Annotated in this window: 11 protein-coding genes; 6 read left to right on the top strand and 5 right to left on the bottom strand. The window is 32.8% G+C overall.

The window, feature by feature from the left end:
* The first annotated feature begins 129 nt into the window (after positions 1 to 129).
* From HNQ90_RS13010 to HNQ90_RS13000, 3 genes are all read left to right on the top strand, one after another.
* Positions 130 to 627, top strand: coding sequence for a CAP domain-containing protein (locus HNQ90_RS13010; protein ID WP_144117515.1), 498 nt, complete (start codon positions 130 to 132; stop codon positions 625 to 627).
* A gap of 111 nt (positions 628 to 738) precedes the next feature.
* The gene (locus HNQ90_RS13005) at positions 739 to 3,327 is read left to right on the top strand and encodes a DUF6923 family protein (RefSeq protein WP_144117513.1); all 2,589 of its coding nucleotides are present in this window, start codon (positions 739 to 741) and stop codon (positions 3,325 to 3,327) included.
* A gap of 158 nt (positions 3,328 to 3,485) precedes the next feature.
* Positions 3,486 to 4,661, top strand: coding sequence for a hypothetical protein (locus HNQ90_RS13000; RefSeq protein ID WP_183822356.1), 1,176 nt, complete (start codon positions 3,486 to 3,488; stop codon positions 4,659 to 4,661).
* Positions 4,662 to 4,746: 85 nt separating this feature from the next.
* Here the strand turns inward: HNQ90_RS13000 and HNQ90_RS12995 are convergent, their stop codons facing one another.
* Positions 4,747 to 6,807 (bottom strand): tetratricopeptide repeat protein, encoded by a 2,061-nt coding sequence (locus HNQ90_RS12995; protein ID WP_144117509.1) that lies wholly within the window; start codon positions 6,805 to 6,807, stop codon positions 4,747 to 4,749.
* Positions 6,808 to 6,941: 134 nt separating this feature from the next.
* Positions 6,942 to 8,078: a response regulator gene (locus HNQ90_RS12990; RefSeq protein ID WP_144117763.1), complete on the bottom strand. Its 1,137-nt coding sequence runs from the start codon at positions 8,076 to 8,078 to the stop codon at positions 6,942 to 6,944.
* Positions 8,079 to 8,429: 351 nt separating this feature from the next.
* Between HNQ90_RS12990 and HNQ90_RS12985 the strand changes: the two genes are divergently transcribed.
* The 3 genes from HNQ90_RS12985 to HNQ90_RS12975 all read left to right on the top strand — a co-directional run bounded on the left by HNQ90_RS12985 (position 8,430) and on the right by HNQ90_RS12975 (position 11,308).
* Positions 8,430 to 8,708 (top strand): STAS domain-containing protein, encoded by a 279-nt coding sequence (locus HNQ90_RS12985; protein WP_144117507.1) that lies wholly within the window; start codon positions 8,430 to 8,432, stop codon positions 8,706 to 8,708.
* A gap of 30 nt (positions 8,709 to 8,738) precedes the next feature.
* The gene (locus HNQ90_RS12980) at positions 8,739 to 9,998 is read left to right on the top strand and encodes an oligosaccharide flippase family protein (protein ID WP_144117505.1); all 1,260 of its coding nucleotides are present in this window, start codon (positions 8,739 to 8,741) and stop codon (positions 9,996 to 9,998) included.
* Between the two features lie 107 nt (positions 9,999 to 10,105).
* The gene (locus HNQ90_RS12975) at positions 10,106 to 11,308 is read left to right on the top strand and encodes a glycosyltransferase (protein WP_144117503.1); all 1,203 of its coding nucleotides are present in this window, start codon (positions 10,106 to 10,108) and stop codon (positions 11,306 to 11,308) included.
* A gap of 2 nt (positions 11,309 to 11,310) precedes the next feature.
* Here the strand turns inward: HNQ90_RS12975 and HNQ90_RS12970 are convergent, their stop codons facing one another.
* From HNQ90_RS12970 to HNQ90_RS12960, 3 genes are all read right to left on the bottom strand, one after another.
* Positions 11,311 to 12,828: a cellulase family glycosylhydrolase gene (locus tag HNQ90_RS12970; RefSeq protein WP_144117501.1), complete on the bottom strand. Its 1,518-nt coding sequence runs from the start codon at positions 12,826 to 12,828 to the stop codon at positions 11,311 to 11,313.
* Positions 12,822 to 13,934 carry a hypothetical protein gene (locus tag HNQ90_RS12965; protein WP_241678396.1) on the bottom strand — a complete coding sequence of 371 codons (1,113 nt, stop codon included), beginning with the start codon at positions 13,932 to 13,934 and terminating at the stop codon, positions 12,822 to 12,824. The genes HNQ90_RS12970 and HNQ90_RS12965 overlap by 7 nt, the downstream gene beginning before the upstream one ends.
* A 104-nt stretch (positions 13,935 to 14,038) precedes the next feature.
* A complete protein-coding gene (locus HNQ90_RS12960; RefSeq protein ID WP_144117497.1) occupies positions 14,039 to 17,128 on the bottom strand; it encodes a hypothetical protein in 3,090 nt (1,029 codons plus the stop codon).
* Between the last annotated feature and the right edge of the window lie 161 nt (positions 17,129 to 17,289).

Here is a 17,289-nt window from a genome sequence, read left to right as displayed (position 1 = left end):
TTTTCACGTTAAAGCGTAGTTTAACCGATAAAAACAACCATTCGTCTACACATAAAAATGGACTAATCGAAAATTAAAAAATGCAAAGGTCTTTCAAATTAATTTTGTCATGAATTTAAACAAGTCCTCATGAAAAAATTATCCCTTGTATTAGTCATCCTATTATTAAATATTTCAGTCTTATCATGCTCTGTTAAGGAAGATGTAGAAATTCCGGAACAATATAATGCAACCCATATTCAAATGGAATATTCTCAAATGGATTATGAGATTGCCGAAATTATTAACGATTACAGAGCTTTAAAAGGTTTGTCTAAACTTAATATTCTTGTTGAAGCCTCAAAGGAAGCTTTTTTGCATAATTTATATATGGTTGAAAAAGGTGAAGCAAGTCATGATTACTTTTTTGAAAGATTAGAAAACCTAAAGAAAAATGTGAATGCTAAAAGTGTTTCCGAAAATGTTGGCTTTGGCTATTCTTCTGCACAATCTATTGTAAATGCTTGGTTAAAAAGTGAGAATCATAGAAAAAATATTGAAACTCCAGAATTCACAGATTTGGGAATTTCATCCAAGGAAGACCAGAATGGAAGGCATTATTTTACAAACATTTTTGTAAAACGCTAATTTACTTAACGGCACAAATCTACCATTTACCTACACTTAATTTTCATCTAGCGAATATTTTAATAATAAGCCCTTTAATACAATAAGTTTGTACTATAAATAACCCAAATCATGAAAAAAATATTACTTCTATCACTACTTATAACGAGCGTACTTACCGCTCAAAGCGCACCATTTAATTGCGATTATAGTGCTTACTTATTTCAATATAACGATGTTTATGCTGTCGATTTAGCTTCAGGGAACTCGTACGAAGTAGCAAGTAATGTTACTGAAGGTAATATAAACGCAACGGCTTACAATCCTGCCGATGGTTACATTTGGGGATCATTAAGTACACCTCAAAAATCTATTGTACGTATAGGCAAAGATTTTAAAACCACAACTTTTTATATTGATGAGTTACCAACTAATAACCGCTATGTAGGCGATGTTAGTAGTAACGGTGTGTATTACTTAAAAGGAGGAGGAACAACGTATTACGCTATTGATGTAAACCCAGAATCTGAGAATTACACAAAATACATAGCCACAAAAAACCTATCTAAAAATATTAGTATTCATGACTGGGCTTTTAATGCCGTAGATGGTAAAATATATGCCCTAGAAAAAAACACAAATATTTTATACAGAATTGATGCTGAAACGGGAAGTGTTGAAAGTTTAGGTATTGTACCAATCCTTTCGGGTTTAAATTATACCTATGGAGCGGTTTATTTTGATGCTTCGGGACGTTTTTATGTGTCGGCTAATCAAACAGGAACTATTTACGTTATTCAAAGTGTACAAGATTTAAATGGCTTAAATGTTATAGAATCTAACCTATTTGCCTTTGGACCATCAAGCTCTCAAAACGATGGTGCACGTTGTCCTACAGCACCAGTTCCTCAAGAAATTTGCGATAATGGTATTGATGATGATGGCGATGGGTTAATTGATTGCGAAGATCCTTCATGTTCTGGTTACTCAGGTTGCCCAGTACTAGAAACTTCAACGGCATCTAGTGCAAATGCAGGTGGGTTAGAAAGTAATAACAGATTGTCTCAACAAATAAGCAAACGTAATTTTAATAGAGTAAAAACAAGTTATAAATTCGATATAGTTACGGCAAAACGTTTTAAAAAATCTAAAAATTACGGTAAAGCTAGTGCAGCTAAAAGTAACGGTTTTAACCTTTCAGATTTTATGCCTTTAGAGGTTATTAATGAGGATGCTGTTATCGAATCTTCGCCATCAGATTTAATAGGAATTACTAATGCTACCGAAGTTTATTCAGTAGATTATATGAAAAATGACGATGCTATTGCATCTATCTTATTACTAAAAACAGATAAAGGCGTTTACGAGCATACAAAATACATTTGCGATAGGTTGTTAGGCGCACAATTAATCTCTGTATCAACTATAGAAATCAACGAGCAACAATTTATAAAATCTTTAATAAGAAATATTGATGGTAGCTTAGAGTTTGTATTAAGTCTTTCGGCAAAATCAATTAACAACAACGCTAATTTTGCAATTGAAAGCCACTGGAATCTTGATAAATACGAAAGTAACGTTGGGTTTTATAATTTTCAAATCTGGTCTAATAATTTAGACGATTTAGTAAAACTAGGAGAAGAAGTAGTTCGTTTATTAGATGTGCAACAACCTGTAACAAGCTACAACAACTCCACACCACCAACAGTTTTTGTTAGAACCGGAACTTATAAAAACGGTAAGCTTAATTTACAAGTTGTAAATACTAATAGGAGTGAAACTGTTGCTTTTGATGGCGGATTGCGAGCTACAGAAACCGAAACTGTAGAAGATGTATCGACAACAATTAATTTAACAGGCGATTATATTTCAAACATCGAAGTTGATGCAGGAAATCTTTTCGATATTGGATTTAGAATTGGCGATGGTGTAGCAACACCAGACGATTTATTCATGTCCGATGGACCTTGGGGATACGATGATGCAGCGCCTTCAACAACGGTTACAAATTATGCGGTTAACGAAACCGAGGATATGTTTAGTATCGATGAGTATGCCATAGAACGTAGCATAAACCTAGAAGCAACAACAAGCGATTATATAGCGGCATACAGAGCATTAACGCCAAAATTCAACCCAATAGATTTAACAGCGTATAACAGTTTTAAGTTACAGGCTAAAGGTACTGGAACCTTAATAATAAGATTGGTAAAAGAGGGCGTAAACAACTGGCAAACGCAATATAAAACAAGTATTACTTTAACTAACGATTTAGAAGATTATACGTTAATGTTTTCAGATTTTGAATCTAGCAACGGAGCGCCTTTTGAGGCAAACGATATAACCTCTATAGTGTTCACCATGTTAGCTGATAACGGCGAGCAAGTCACCAAAAAAATGAGTTTAAATCAATTACGTTTTGCAACAAGTAGCACATTATCTGTCGCTTCGCAAGAGAAAACGAATGGCATAGCTACAACGGCTATACCTAACCCAATGCAAAATCAAACAACAATACACTTTACTGCAGAATACGCCGAAACTTTACAACTACAGGTTTATAACCAAGTTGGACGCTTAGTAAAATCGTTAGAAGTAGATGCTAAACAAGGAGCTAACCAAGTGACTCTGCAACGCGGAAAATTAAGTTCAGGATTGTATTTCTGCACTATTAAAAGTACCCAAGGTAATTACAATACAACAAAACTACTCATGGATTAATTAATAGCAGTTTTATTCTATGTAGTAAGGCAAAAGACGAAAGTTTTTTGCCTTTTTTTTTGGTATATTTCGCCTTTAAATAGTACTGTTTTTATAGTGATTGGTTTTCTTTTTGGATAGAGCAATTAAAAAAAAAGGCATGCTTCGATGATTTATATATGCGGAAAGAATACAGGATTGCAAAAGGTTGGGAAATTTTTATATGGATATGTTTACCTCTGTTGATGATATTGTTTCTCTATTTAGGAATTATGCCATACCTGGAAGAAAAAGTGAATGTAACATTAGCCATTATCTTAACTCCTTTTGCGTTGGGTTTAGAGTTTCTTTTGATTCTTGGATTAATAGACACTAGAAAGAACAAGTTAATTATCGAAAAAGAACGGATTATTAGCATTGGAGTTTTTAAAACTAAATCGCTACTTATTAAAAATATTAAAGGGTTTAAGGTAGATAAAAATTATCTTTTTTATTTTTCTAAGAATGAAAATGAGAAAAAGATTAAAGTGAGTAGGTATGTTGGCGGTTTTGGCGAATTACTTTCCTGGTCTCAACAGTTTTTTGATGATCTAGATGTAGAGGAATTTAAAAACGATGAACAAGAGATATTGGAGAACAGAGCATATGGTATGACTCCGAAAGAAAGAACGGATAACTTACTTAAAGCAAAAAAAACGACAAATATTATAAATGTTATCTCTTGGATTGTTGCTCTATCCACTTGGTTTTACCCAAAGTATTATCAAATTCAAATTATTCTTTGTGGTATGTTGCCAATAATTGGACTAATAATTTTTAAAACCTCCAAAGGGTTGATTCGTTTGGACGAAAAACCTAACTCGCCTTATCCTAATATACATTCAACGCTTATTATTCCCTCATTAACCTTATTAATACGAGCGTTAACTGATTTTCAAATATTAGATTATTCCGGACTTTGGGTTCCCGTTTCAACACTAGTTCTAGTAATTGGATATATATTTATGAATGATGCGTATGTGCATTATAATTTTAAAAAAGGAAGTACATATTTAACACTGCTAGGTGTTTTTATGCTAGGAAGTTCTTATGCCTATGGACTTATAATCACAACAAACGGAGCATTTGAAGAAGCAGATCCTATGGTTTATGATGTTGGAATATTGAGTAAACGAATTAGTAAAGGTAAAACCACATCGTATTACTTAGAACTCGAAAAATGGGGACCACAAAATGAAATTGATGAAGTTTCTGTTTCAAAAAACATTTATAATAGTAAGAAGGTTGGAGACAAAGCTGTTGTATATTTTAATACTGGACTTTATAAAATTCCTTATTTTTTTGTAATTCAGTAACTAAAGAAAACTTTAAGTAGTCGAATGGTTTATTGTTTTTATAAAGGCTAAAGTTTTTAAATATGCCTTTATAAGTGGCTTTTAATTACTTTCTGAAAACTGGAGCATCAAATAAATACCATTTAAAACGTAGGCCAATTTCATTAAAAGTAAAACCAGCAGCTGTAGCAGATGCAATATTACTTCGAGTTCCGTAAAGGTTTAGTAGCGCTCTTTCAGAAAATTTATAGCCTAATTTACCTTGTATGCGGTACGTGCTTTGGCTTTCATCGTCCTCAATGTATTGTAAACCTGTTGCAGCCGTTAACTCATAAAACCACGCTTTAGGTTTGGTTATGGCTTCGTCCTTAATAATATTAACAAATACTTCGCCAGCATTAAACTGCTCTGGGCTAAAATAAATAGTAGGCACTTGGTTTTTAAACGTAATATATTGGTAATTTAAACCCGTTTTAAGCGAAGGCTTTGCTAAAATATTGTAATATAACGAGGTAAATAATAGGTTTCTAGCATTATTATCGTTTTGCCAGGTGTGAAAATATTGCGTAAACCAACCTAAATTAAAGTTGGTGCTTAAGCTGTAATTGGCATATATATTATGCATTACAATTTCTCTGTTTAATAATTCGGCATTAAAACTTTGTATTTCGCTTTTATAACCTACATCTAGAACTTGTAATTTAAAAGGCTTAATATTTAAAGCTAAATCGGTTACAAATTGGGTGTAATCGTTAGTACTAGCTTTAGCCGATGTTACACCTGCAGTACCTTTAAAGGTTAAATTAGGTAATAATTGATATGCTAATCCTAATGAAAAATCGTTTGATGTGGCATTAAAATCGGTAACCTTATTGCTTGTTGTTCTGTACCCGTAATTTGCTAACCATTTAAATTTGGTCGATGTTGGAAATTCTATTTTTGTGGTAACGCCAAAGGCTTTATTATCGCCATTATCAAAAGAGTAGGAGGCTTTAGTTTCCCAAAACGGAGTAAAGCTAGTATTTAATGTTTTTATAAAATTGGTGGCATCTTTTTGTTTGTCGTAAAACGTTAATGTATTTTCTGCCGATTGGTAGGCATCATCATAATTTCCAATGGCTTTTAAGGCATTTGCTTTTCCTAGGTTACCATCAAACGAGCTACTGTCGTTTACTAGTATACGGTTATAATCTGCAACACTTTTTTTAAAATCACTTTTATAAATATTTAAAGTAGCGCGTAAGGCTAATAGCCAGTTTTCGTTAGGTTTGGTTTCAATTAAATTACTAATTAACGTGTTGGCTGTTTTATATTTCTTATTCCAAATTAGAGCTTGTATATAACGTTCGGTGGTAGGTTGTACCAATGCGGCATCGGTTTGAGCGCCTAAACCTAAAAAGGCTTGTTCACTAAGTTGTAGTGCCTCTTTATCTTTACTTTTTAAATGTTTTACTAAGGCTAAACCATTTAAAGCTATGGTTTTGTTTTCTGGTGTTTCTCCAATGGTATTATATGTGGTTTCAGCTTTGTCAAATTCGCCTGCAATTAAATAGAGGTTTGCTAAATTTAATAGTGTGTCTTTATCATTATTAAAAAGCGTTAAGTTTTCTTTTAAAAGGCGTTCGGCTTCAGCATAATTTTGGGCTTGCTGGTTTTGATAGGCATAGCCTAAATACATATATTTTTTTGAGGTTAAGGCGTTAGGATTGCCCGGTAAAACATCAAGTGCTTTGTTTACATATATTATAGCATTTTCATATTCTTTTAAGTTAGATAGGGTATTGGCGTAGCTTAATAGAGCAGGAAAGCTTTTAGGATCTTCTTCAATTAAACTTTTAAAATACGTTTTTGCTTTAGGGAAATTACTGGTCCATAATAAGGATTCTCCGTAGTTAAGTTTTACCTCAAAATCTGTGGGATAATCTGCTAATAACTCGGTAAAAAGGCTGTTGGCCTGTTCTGGATTTCCGTTAAGGCCTATAGCTCTTCCTAAACATAATCTTGCGGTTTTATTATCTGGATACTCTTTTAAAACACCTTTAAAATAGGTTTCTGCTTCGGCATATTTTCCTGTTTCTAAATAGGTGAAACCTTCTTGCATATTTTGCGAAAACCCAGAGAAAGAGGTCAAAATAAGGGATAAAAATAATAGCTTTTTCAAGGACATATTAGGTATTGTTTATATAAATGCAAGTTAATTAATAGTATGGCATTATTAACCTGCAGTAAATGGTTATTCAACGACACACAATGACCTTTGGTTGTTTTAAATAGAATGTTGTAACCTAATTTTATTTAATGTTATCTGTAATGCAATGCTATTTGACCTAGTTGACCAACAATTTTTACCGAGTCTTTCATGGATAGTTTAGAGCCATCAGCATGAATCCAGCGCTTAAGCGGTTGTTCGCAAATGTAAGAGATTGCTTTTTTCTTACCGTAATGTTTTCTCATACGTATAAATATTTCAACATCGAAAATCCAACGCGTTATAAATTTATCTTTAAATACCAGATTAGCTATGTCTTTGTCCATAATTTTTGCACCACATTGCGTATCGTTAAACGGCATACCTAATATGGTACGGATAATTAGGTTTATGGTTTTACTTATTATAGCACGTGCAGATTCTTTAGCGATATTGGCACCCATTCTAGTCATTCTAGAACCGCTCACAATTTTAAAATCTGAAGTTTCAATAGTTTTTACTAAATCGTCAAAATCTCTAAAATCTGTTGATAAATCGGCATCTAAGTATCCAATATAATCTAACTGAGGGTCTTTGGCTAAATGCAAAACACCTTGCCTTACAGCCTCGCCTTTACCGCCATTTTGTGCACAATCATATACACTAATATTATTTTCTCTACCTTTTTTTAGTGTGTTTAAAACTTCTAAGGTTTTATCTGTACTACCATCGTTTACAAAGCATAGGTGATAGCCTAAATTACTATCTATAAAATTATGAAACTCTTTACTTGAGAGTCTTTCTTCTTCATTATAACAAGGAATTACAACACCTACGCAACGTTGTTGTAACATTTGGTCCTTAGTAGTTTCGTTTTGTGATTTATTGGTTTTTATACCAAAAATTCTATTTATTCTTACCGTTACTTCGTTTAGAGAAACCGGTTTTTTCATGTAATCATCAATACCTAAATCAAAACCATCAATAATGGTGTCTTCGTTGGTATTTCCAGAAAGCACTAAAATTTTAGTGTCCGATTTTTTCTCAAGTCTAATGGTTTTAACAACATCTAGCCCTGTCATGCCATCCATATTAATATCTACAATTACGATGTCTGGTTTAAAGGCGTCAAAAATCTTTAATCCTTCTTCGCCAGAACTGGCACATTTAATATCGAAACCTAAATCGGATAAGTGTTTTTCTAGAGATAACAATATTAATTGTTGATCGTCTATGGCTAGAATTTTAATCATAATAGTAGATAATTTGGGGTTATTTATCGTATTGTGAACATTATCACGGCGTAAATATAATATATTTTGAAAGAAAATTAGGCTTGTTTTTATTGTTTTTATCGATAAAAAGCTATATTTGTACGATTTAATGCGTTATTTATAGGTTTAAGTGTATTTTTTAATGGCGATTTAACCTATTAATGATATTACAATTTTACGAGTATAATTGGATTATTATCTCATCAATAGAACAGATTCATTCGTCTAAAGCAAAATGCCACTGAACGAAATTTAGGCGCCCTCTAGTGATTCTTGATAGATATTTGTATCGGAAATTAAAACCATATTAATTAAAAATATATAGTTATGTCCTTGAATATTAAAGAAAGTAATGGCGTGTTTTTGTTAGAAGGTATTATTAATACCACAACTTTAAAAAAGTTTAAAGACCGTTTAGAGTTTCTAATAACCAACACGAAATCGGTAACTATTAATATTGAAAAGGTTTCTGCTATCGATAATCATGGTTTAAATTTTATTCAAGAGCTTTTTCAAATAGCTAATGCTAAGAACAAATCGTTTTCGATTATTGGTTACGGTTGTAAAACTATTTATAAGACCTTTGAAATTCCTGTTACAGCTTAAATAGTAGTTTTTAATTTTTATACCCCAATCATGCAAATTCTTACTATTTTAAAATCAAAAAAAGTTTCTCCAGAGCAATTATTTATGCTAAGCGTTCTCGCTGTAAATGGAGGTAATTATTTATATAATTTAATTTTAGGTCGTATTTTAGGACCTGCTCAATTTGCTGACGCCGCGGTACTTATTACGTTTTTATTGGTGTTAAGTTTTGCAGCCATGACCTTTCAATTGGTTACCGCTAAATTTTCGGTGCTTTTTGAAAATGAGATTTTTAAAAGCTTCATTTCTAAAATATATAAAAATGCACTTTTGGTAGGCCTACTTATGGGTGTGCTGATTGTTGTTTTTGCAAGCCAATTACAAAGTCTATTTAATACCTCGTCTTCTAATATGTTTGTGGTATTTGGTTGTGGTGTGCCACTTTACTTTTTAATGAGTGTTAATAGAGGTGTTTTTCAAGGGAAAAAAGCCTTTAAATCTTTATCTATTACTTATCAAGGTGAAATGTTAAGCCGACTTGTAATTACTTTAGGGCTTATTTTAATATTCGATATCCGATCTTCGGTAGTTATTGCAGTTGGTATTTTGGCATCATTTGTTTTTGGATTGATACCTTTTAAATTTCCAACGCTTATTCCAAAAAAAGCTTTACAATTAAGTAAAACACACGCTAAGGATATTAAAAGTTTTTTTATAATTACAGCTTTTTATGAACTTACCCAAATAATTATAAATAATAGTGATATCCTATTAGTTAAGCATTACTTTGAATCTTACGAAGCTGGTTTGTATGCTTCTTTAGCTTTAATAGGACGCATTGTGTACTTTATAGCTTGGATGTTTGTCATGCTGCTGTTACCAACTGTAGTTCAACTGAAAAAAGATGGCAAAGAAACGGCATCTATACTTTTTAAATATGTGGGCTATATAGCGGCTATTTCAATGACAATAATATTGGTGTGCTTAAGTTTTCCTGAAACTATTATTACGCTTCTTTTTGGAGATAGTTACATTGCCATGGCTCCGCTTTTATGGAAATATGCCATAGCAACATCTATGTTTGCCATTTCTAATATTTTCGCCTATTACTACCTGTCTTTAGATAAATATATTCCTGTAGTTATTTCGGGTGTATTTGGCATGTTGCAAATGGGATTGGTTATGTTTTACCACGATAGTTTAGAGCAAGTGGTGCACATGCAAATTATAGCCATGTTATTCTTATTAGCTATTCAATTAGTCTTTTTTAAATATGATCAAATAAAATCGAAATCCACTTATCTAAGGTAAAAGACCATTCGTCTACAGTAAATGTTAGCCTATCTAATAATACTGTTTACAGGCGAATAAAACCTCAAATTTGTACTGTAATTAAAATTACACAAAAACCCAAAATCATGAAATTAGCCATCGTAACAGCTTATCCGCCTAGTAAAGTCACTTTAAATGAATACGCTTATCATTTAGTTAAGCATTTTAGACAAAAAGATGATATTACAGAATTAGTATTATTAACAGATACTACCAAAGGAGAAAAGGATATTGCTTTTACCGAGGCTGGTTGTAAAATTACAATTAAGGAGTGTTGGTCTTTTAATAGTTTTAGTAGCATTCTCTCGGTTACTAAGGCTATTAATCAAACAAAACCAGATGCTGTATTGTTTAATTTACAATTCATGAAATTTGGCGATAAAAAAGCAGCTGCGGCATTAGGCTTAATGTTACCCTTAGTTTGTAAGCTTAAAAAAATACCAAATATTGTTTTACTTCATAATATTCTAGAAGAAGTTGATTTAGGAAGTGCAGGGTTTACAAGTAATAAATTAATGCAAAAAATTTATGGTTTTATTGGTAGTACGCTTACTAGACTAATACTTCAAGCAGATACGGTTGCTGTTACTATGCAAAAGTATGTTGATATTTTAGAAGCAAAATATAAGGCTAAAAACGTAAAATTAATACCTCATGGTACTTTTGAAATACCATTAGAACCAGATTATAAAGTGCCAACATCACCTATGCAAATTATGACTTTTGGAAAGTTTGGAACTTATAAAAAAGTGGAAGGTATGATTGAGGCGGTGGCAAAAGTAAGACAATCTACAGGCTTAGATTTAGAAGTTGTTATTGCGGGTACAGATAACCCAAATGTACCTGGTTACTTAGCTAAAGTACAGGCCGATTACAAACATATACCGCAAGTGCGTTTTACAGGGTATGTTGAAGAATATGAGGTGCCAACATTATTTAACGAAAGTGCCGTAGTTGTATTTCCATATACATCAACAACCGGAAGCTCTGGAGTATTACACCAAGCAGGAAGTTATGGTAAGGCCGTAGTAATGCCAGATCTTGGAGATTTAGCCTTATTAGTGCAAGATGAAGGTTATAGAGGTGAATTTTTTGAAGCAACCTCGGTTGAAAGTTTAGCGCAGGCTATAGAAAAAATTGTAACTAACGAAGCTTACAGAATAGAGTTGGGTAAAGTAAATTACCAGGCAGCAACAGCACATCCAATGTCTGAAATAGCAACTATGTATTTAGATACTTTTGATAGTATAATTGCTAAAAAAAGTAAAACAGGAACAGTAATGGCGTAAAGTTAAAGTGTTGATATATAAGTAAACGCGGGCTTAGTCTCTCCGTTTTGGTTGATAAAGCCAAAATGCTCTTGAGCTCGTTTACGCCAAGGAAGTCGTCCAACGACTTCCTTTGGTATTTCTGTAAAGTCGTATAATGTCCAAGACATAAATTGTAAATTGTGGGTTTTAAATTTCTCTTGAGCCAGTTTATAATATGCCATTTGATCGTTTTCTGAATTACCAAATGGATTCCAAATGCCACGATAAGAAGACAGCCCAAACTCCTGAAGCACCAAAGGTTTATTAGGTATTTCTGTTTTTATTTTACTAATGGCTTCGTCAAAATCATTTAAATCTTCATAATAATGAAATGAGATAAAATCTACTTTATCTTTTAATATTGAAGCACTTTCTGTGTTAGACCAACCAACGGTAACCGGATGCTTATCATCTATAGATTTTACTAAATCTATCATATTACCCACCCAAGCTATAACCAAATCTTTTCCTCTAGATTTAAAGTCTAAATTAGGTTCGTTTTTAATATCCCAAGCCAATAACGCATTATGGTTTTTTACACTATTTACTATGGTTGTGGCATGTTTTTGATTTAAAGTCCAATTTAAAACGGAGTAATCGCCATAAAAATCAAACAAGGTTAAAACGACTTTTAATTGCTGTTCTTCTGCAGCATCCAAGGTGTGTTTTAGTTTTTCTAATTTTTTATAATCTACGCTCGCTTTTCCGAAGTCTTCATATTGTACAAATAACCTAACGGCATTTAAACCCGCATCCTTTATAATTTTAAAATCTCTCGAAATAGTATCTTTAGAAAAATTATCGCCAAACATATTCCAAGGTGTTGCTTGTGGATAATAGTTAATACCTTTAATATTCAAGCTATCGGTATTTACCATTTTGTTTTCTGGTTTATAAATTTCGGTATGTTCTTTAACTAAATGTCTTATTCTCCAAAAGCCATCTTCTAATAAAAAAACAATTTTATAGGTTGATAATTCTTTAGTTTCTAATACTAATGTTTCGTCTTTAAAAACACGTTTATACTCTAATACATTTCTATCGGTAATAACGGCTAATTGGCCATCTTCACTAAAAAACTCTAAAGTAGGGTTGTGCTGTAAGGTAGTGGCTTCAATAGTTATGTTTTCAGCTTTATTTAATGCAATAAAATCATATAAGTTTAGTCTAGCACTATCGGTATAGTAATCTTTAATGCCAGCAGTTTTATTGGTTTTGTAGGCTATTTGTTTTACATACCAAGCGTCTAAGTAATCGTTTTGTAATGCATTTAAGTTTTCGCTATCTATGGGTCTACCTTCGTTTTGTAAGGGTTCCCAATTTAATGTAGGTAAATATTGTTCTACTTTTTGTATTTCGGTATGCAGCATAGTGCTTCTGTCTGCTCCGGTATTTAAATAGCTAAAGAGTGCACTAATGCCTGCAATAATAAGCCCTATGAGAAGAATATAGGAAGCCAGTAATATGGTACGCAAGATATTTTTATTAAAGCCTACCATAATTTTTTAGATTTAAATACTTTGGTTTTTCCGGCTGTTTTCAATTCGAAATTATAAGTTTCATTCTCGAAAATAGCGGGTTTTAAAGTAAAATTAGCATAGCCATTAAAAGATGTTTTTGTTAGCGTTTTAAATAGCTTATCTCCTTTAAAAACTAAGAGTTTTACTTGTAAGCCATCAGGAATCATTTGCTCCATGAAACTTTGTAAAGGTCCAACAAGAATAGTTCTATTATTGTTAGAAAAGGAAACTTCAAAATCTTCAATAACTTGTTTGTAATTTAGTGTTATACCGTTACTTTCTGCCATTCCATCTACAAATGCGGTAATACGCCACTGGTCTTTAAAATCTGGATGAATTATTTTTGACGTAGCAACACCATCAATTGTAGTGCCTGTTGTTTTTAAAATATTGTTTTCGGCATTAGTTATAATAAAGGTTACAAAAGTGCCATCGCTAACTACATTATTGTGCCGGTCTTTAATTATTGAGGTTGAAAATGTGGTAATTTGGTTGCCATCGGCATAATCATGTGGTCGTGTTGATGAAATTCTAAAATTTGTTGGAATTGCGGCAAATACATTTATGGTAAATTCCTTGGAGTTTATACCTAAACATTCTGAAGACACTAACATGCGGCCACTTTCCTTTTTAGAATTAATATTTTTAAATGCTATTAAATTATTAGTAAGTATGGCTTCTTTTTCTTCCGAATCTAAAAACTGAAAATTAGCATGTACAGCGGTGTTATTTGGTACAGGATTATCTAAACTATCGGTAGGTATAACTACTAGCATGGTATAATCTGTTCCTCCAGCTTCAATACTTGGCGGGCCAATATAAGTTTCCATGGTAGCTACTTCGGCCTTTGGAGTAATGCTTATGTTACCAGATACAGGTGTTTTAGCATCAAGTAATTGCCAATTAATAAGACCAATTTTTTCCGAAATATTATCTGGTATTTTATAGTGTAATTCTTGGTTTTCTCTGTTTCCAGAAATTAAAGTAGAACCATAACTATTGGAACAGTAGAGTAGTGGGGCAATGGCTTTTGTTGCAGGGAATTTTAAAACAATAGAACTACCAACTTCATACTCGGTTTTCATTGTAACCGGTTTAATGGTAGCGGTTTGTTCATGTTGTTGTGCCACAGCAAACCCCGATAATAAAATCAAAACTAATTGAATGATATGTGTTTTCTTTATCTGCATTAATTAGGACTACCTATATAGGTGTTAATTTCAATTTTTATATAACTAAAGTTAGGGTGATCGATTTTTTGTAATTGTGCGTCACTGCGCTTTTTAATTCTATTAGGCACAATTTTACTAGAAATGGCATCATTTGGTAAACCGTTTACAAAAATATTTTCCATATCGCTATTTATGATTTTTACCGTACCATCTTTTAAAATTTGATATTCAAAATCTTGCTTTCGTTGTTGTCTTACTCCAGCTTTTACAAATAAATGATCTACCCAAAGCATTTCTTTATTAGCATCGTAATACGTAATTAATAGCTGAGGAATGGTTATTTCTTGCAAACCGCTATTAAACAAATTACCATGTATGGTTCCTTTGTTAAAATTTACGGCGCTTAGTACTACATTTTTATATAAATCGGAACCCGATACGTTTCCTGCAACTTGAAGATTAAATTTGGTAGGTTGTTCTTCAAATTCTACGGGGGTAAACTCATCTGGATTAAAGGTATCCGGAATGGAATCTTGCGTTTTAGACCATGCAATACCTTCGAAATTAATACGGAAGCTACTCGATTCTTTAGGCATCAATTTATGTTTTACATGATACTTAGCGTTATAAGTTGCGAGCTGTTTATTGTTATCGTTATAAAGTGTGCCTTTTAGAATAACATCGGCTGGAACATTATCTATATTTTGTACCTCGCCAATAATGGCGTAACTACCGTTGTACTTAACTAATTTAGCCGAAACCACTTCTAGTACTGGTTGTTTTAAAATATCTTCGTGGTGGGTTTGCTCTGTTGTTATGCGTCGTCTACCTTGATTAAAATATTTAGTTGCATTATCAGAATACAATTGGTCTGGAGGTAAATCGTTGTTTAAATCGTCTGGTTGTAAATACCATTTACCCTTGTGTTTCGATAATGATTTGTAATCAACTTTTTCAATTTTCTCCAAAGGTGTAATCCATTGGCTAGTTACTTTTGCAGATACGGTACTATCGTTATGTTTTGTAATTTCGGTTTCAATGGCGTCCATTTTGGCATAGCTACTAAGCAAACCATCTGTTACCGATATTTCTAACATGTATTGTGCAATGGGTAAATTACTTTCAGGATCTATTAAACTATGCGCCTTTTCAAACTCCTTAAAATCTAAGGCATCATAATAAGCCATTATGGCATTTTCAGGACTGCGCTGTGTGTCGTTTTTTAAGTAAAACAAGTATATACCGTAGCACATAATAATGGCTAAAATAAAAGACCAAATATGAGTAATGCGTAGCACATTTCTATTGAATTTGGTGTATGCAACCGGGTATTTTAAAAAGTCGGGTATTGGTTTAACACGGGTTTTTAGCATATTAACCCATAGCATTTGTATATTTAAAATAAAGGCAATTAAAACGGTTAAAAACGGCATAATACCCCAATGGATTTTTAGCCATTTGGCAACATCTTCTTTAGGAAGAATAGAGGATACCGGAGGAATGTTAAGACGCTCCCAAACCATAATACCATTTTCTAACTGGCGCAAACGCTGCCAACCACAGAAGTAGAGTATGGGATCGTAAAACTTATCGTTAGAAAAAATGTACTTCAGGTTATATTTTTCTGGTGTTGTTAAAAACTGTTGAAGAGATCCTATACCTGCAACGCCTTTAAACTTTGAGTTTTCTAAGCGTTCTATGGGGCGTGTGGTTAATTCTGGTAAACGTCTTGCCGAATGGTAATTACCATCAACAGTCATAGCATTAGTTTGTGCACTTAACCATGCCATTTGGTCGCCAAAACCTAAAGTTAAAAAGCGCCACTTGTCGTGATCGTCCTGGTTTAGGAAATTCACAATAGGTAGCATCTTAATTTTTTGTGGTTGCGATGGTCTAAAGTAGCCCAAACTCATTGTAAAAATAACCATAGATACAAATAAACCAGCAAGTATACCTCCAATGATGCGGTGGTAAATGGCGCCAAATTTAGTTTGTATTAGGGTTTTTAAATCACCTTCAACCAAGCGATACGCAAACTCACCTAATAAGGGAATAGACATAATAGATGCCCAAAGTGTAAAGCGGTCTAAGGTTAAAATATTAAAGGCTGTTTCGCCTAACATTTTTAAAGGAATTGGTGTTGTGCCTCCAGTTCCTAAAATGGTACAAATGGTTATCGATAAACCGAAAAACAAATAACGTTTGCTATAATATCTATAAAAAATGTATGGTAAAACTATAAGTAAAACACCCCAAGGAATTAAAAAGAAAACCAAACCAGACGAGGTGATTTCTAAAAAGTTATCTCTAGAGCCATGAGGTATAGGCACTTGTGTAATAGGATTTGCTTTAGAGTTTAACCAATAAGGGAAAATACAACCTATTATAAGTACTAAGGATAACATACCAAAACTCACAATACGTTTAAATAGCTTAAAAAAGCTATTTAAAAAGACCTTGAATGTTACCTCTTTCATGGAGTTTACTTGTTCTCTAGAAACATCCATTAACACCATACCAATTAGGGGGAATATAAAAAAGATCATCCCGAAAATTGGAGTAACATGATGCGAGGTTACCGTTACGGCTATTAAGGATAAGGATGTGGCTAAATACCATTTTTCACCCGTTTTTAGCCATAAGTATATTTCTGGTAATGCATGCATTAAAACAGAAACACCTACTATACTAGGTAATTGGCCAAAAATATGAAGTGTTTCTACAAAAGAGGATGAAAATACCGCCAAAACTGTTGCATAACCGGCTACCGTTTTATTGGAGGTCATTAGCAACGAAAACCGATAAGTACCCGTTATAAACAGTACAATGGCAATTAGTGCCACACTAAACATGCCAAATTTTAGCCCTCCAATTAAAGACAATAAACCTATAGTTTGATGCACCAAAGGCGGATAACTCTGTACAGTAAACCCGGTGTACCACTCGTAATTCCAGGGCTCAAACCAGCTATTCGCATAATGATCTGCAAAAAACAAATGTATTAAAGCGTCATAAGTAGTTTCTAAAGTGAAAAATATAGCACTACCATGAAAAGCTAACCCTAAAAGAAGGGCGGAGATTAAATATTTGTTTGAGGTTTCTTTCATTAAATATCTTGGAGGCTGTGCTACATGGTAAAGATAAATAATTTAATTAGGCTACAAATTTAATTTATCTATAGCTTTTTACCATTCGTCTACACTTATAAATGGATTAGTCTAATTTAAAGATTAAATAGAGGTTTCTAGTGTACTTTTGACCTATAATT

Origin of the sequence: Algibacter amylolyticus, assembly GCF_014202225.1 — a bacterium.
GTDB classification, from domain to species: domain Bacteria; phylum Bacteroidota; class Bacteroidia; order Flavobacteriales; family Flavobacteriaceae; genus Algibacter_B; species Algibacter_B amylolyticus.
This window is presented reverse-complemented; position numbering and strand designations above follow the sequence as displayed.

Excerpts from the sequence above, each read along its gene's own strand:
- HNQ90_RS13010 (WP_144117515.1), top strand. The coding sequence starts at position 130 with ATGAAAAAATTATCCCTTGTATTAGTCATCCTATTATTAAATATTTCA.
- HNQ90_RS12995 (WP_144117509.1), bottom strand. The coding sequence starts at position 6,807 with ATGTCCTTGAAAAAGCTATTATTTTTATCCCTTATTTTGACCTCTTTC.
- HNQ90_RS12965 (WP_241678396.1), bottom strand. The coding sequence starts at position 13,934 with ATGAAAACCGAGTATGAAGTTGGTAGTTCTATTGTTTTAAAATTCCCT.
- HNQ90_RS12970 (WP_144117501.1), bottom strand. The coding sequence starts at position 12,828 with ATGGTAGGCTTTAATAAAAATATCTTGCGTACCATATTACTGGCTTCC.
- HNQ90_RS12980 (WP_144117505.1), top strand. The coding sequence starts at position 8,739 with ATGCAAATTCTTACTATTTTAAAATCAAAAAAAGTTTCTCCAGAGCAA.
- HNQ90_RS13005 (WP_144117513.1), top strand. The coding sequence starts at position 739 with ATGAAAAAAATATTACTTCTATCACTACTTATAACGAGCGTACTTACC.
- HNQ90_RS13000 (WP_183822356.1), top strand. The coding sequence starts at position 3,486 with ATGCGGAAAGAATACAGGATTGCAAAAGGTTGGGAAATTTTTATATGG.
- HNQ90_RS12960 (WP_144117497.1), bottom strand. The coding sequence starts at position 17,128 with ATGAAAGAAACCTCAAACAAATATTTAATCTCCGCCCTTCTTTTAGGG.
- HNQ90_RS12975 (WP_144117503.1), top strand. The coding sequence starts at position 10,106 with ATGAAATTAGCCATCGTAACAGCTTATCCGCCTAGTAAAGTCACTTTA.
- HNQ90_RS12985 (WP_144117507.1), top strand. The coding sequence starts at position 8,430 with ATGTCCTTGAATATTAAAGAAAGTAATGGCGTGTTTTTGTTAGAAGGT.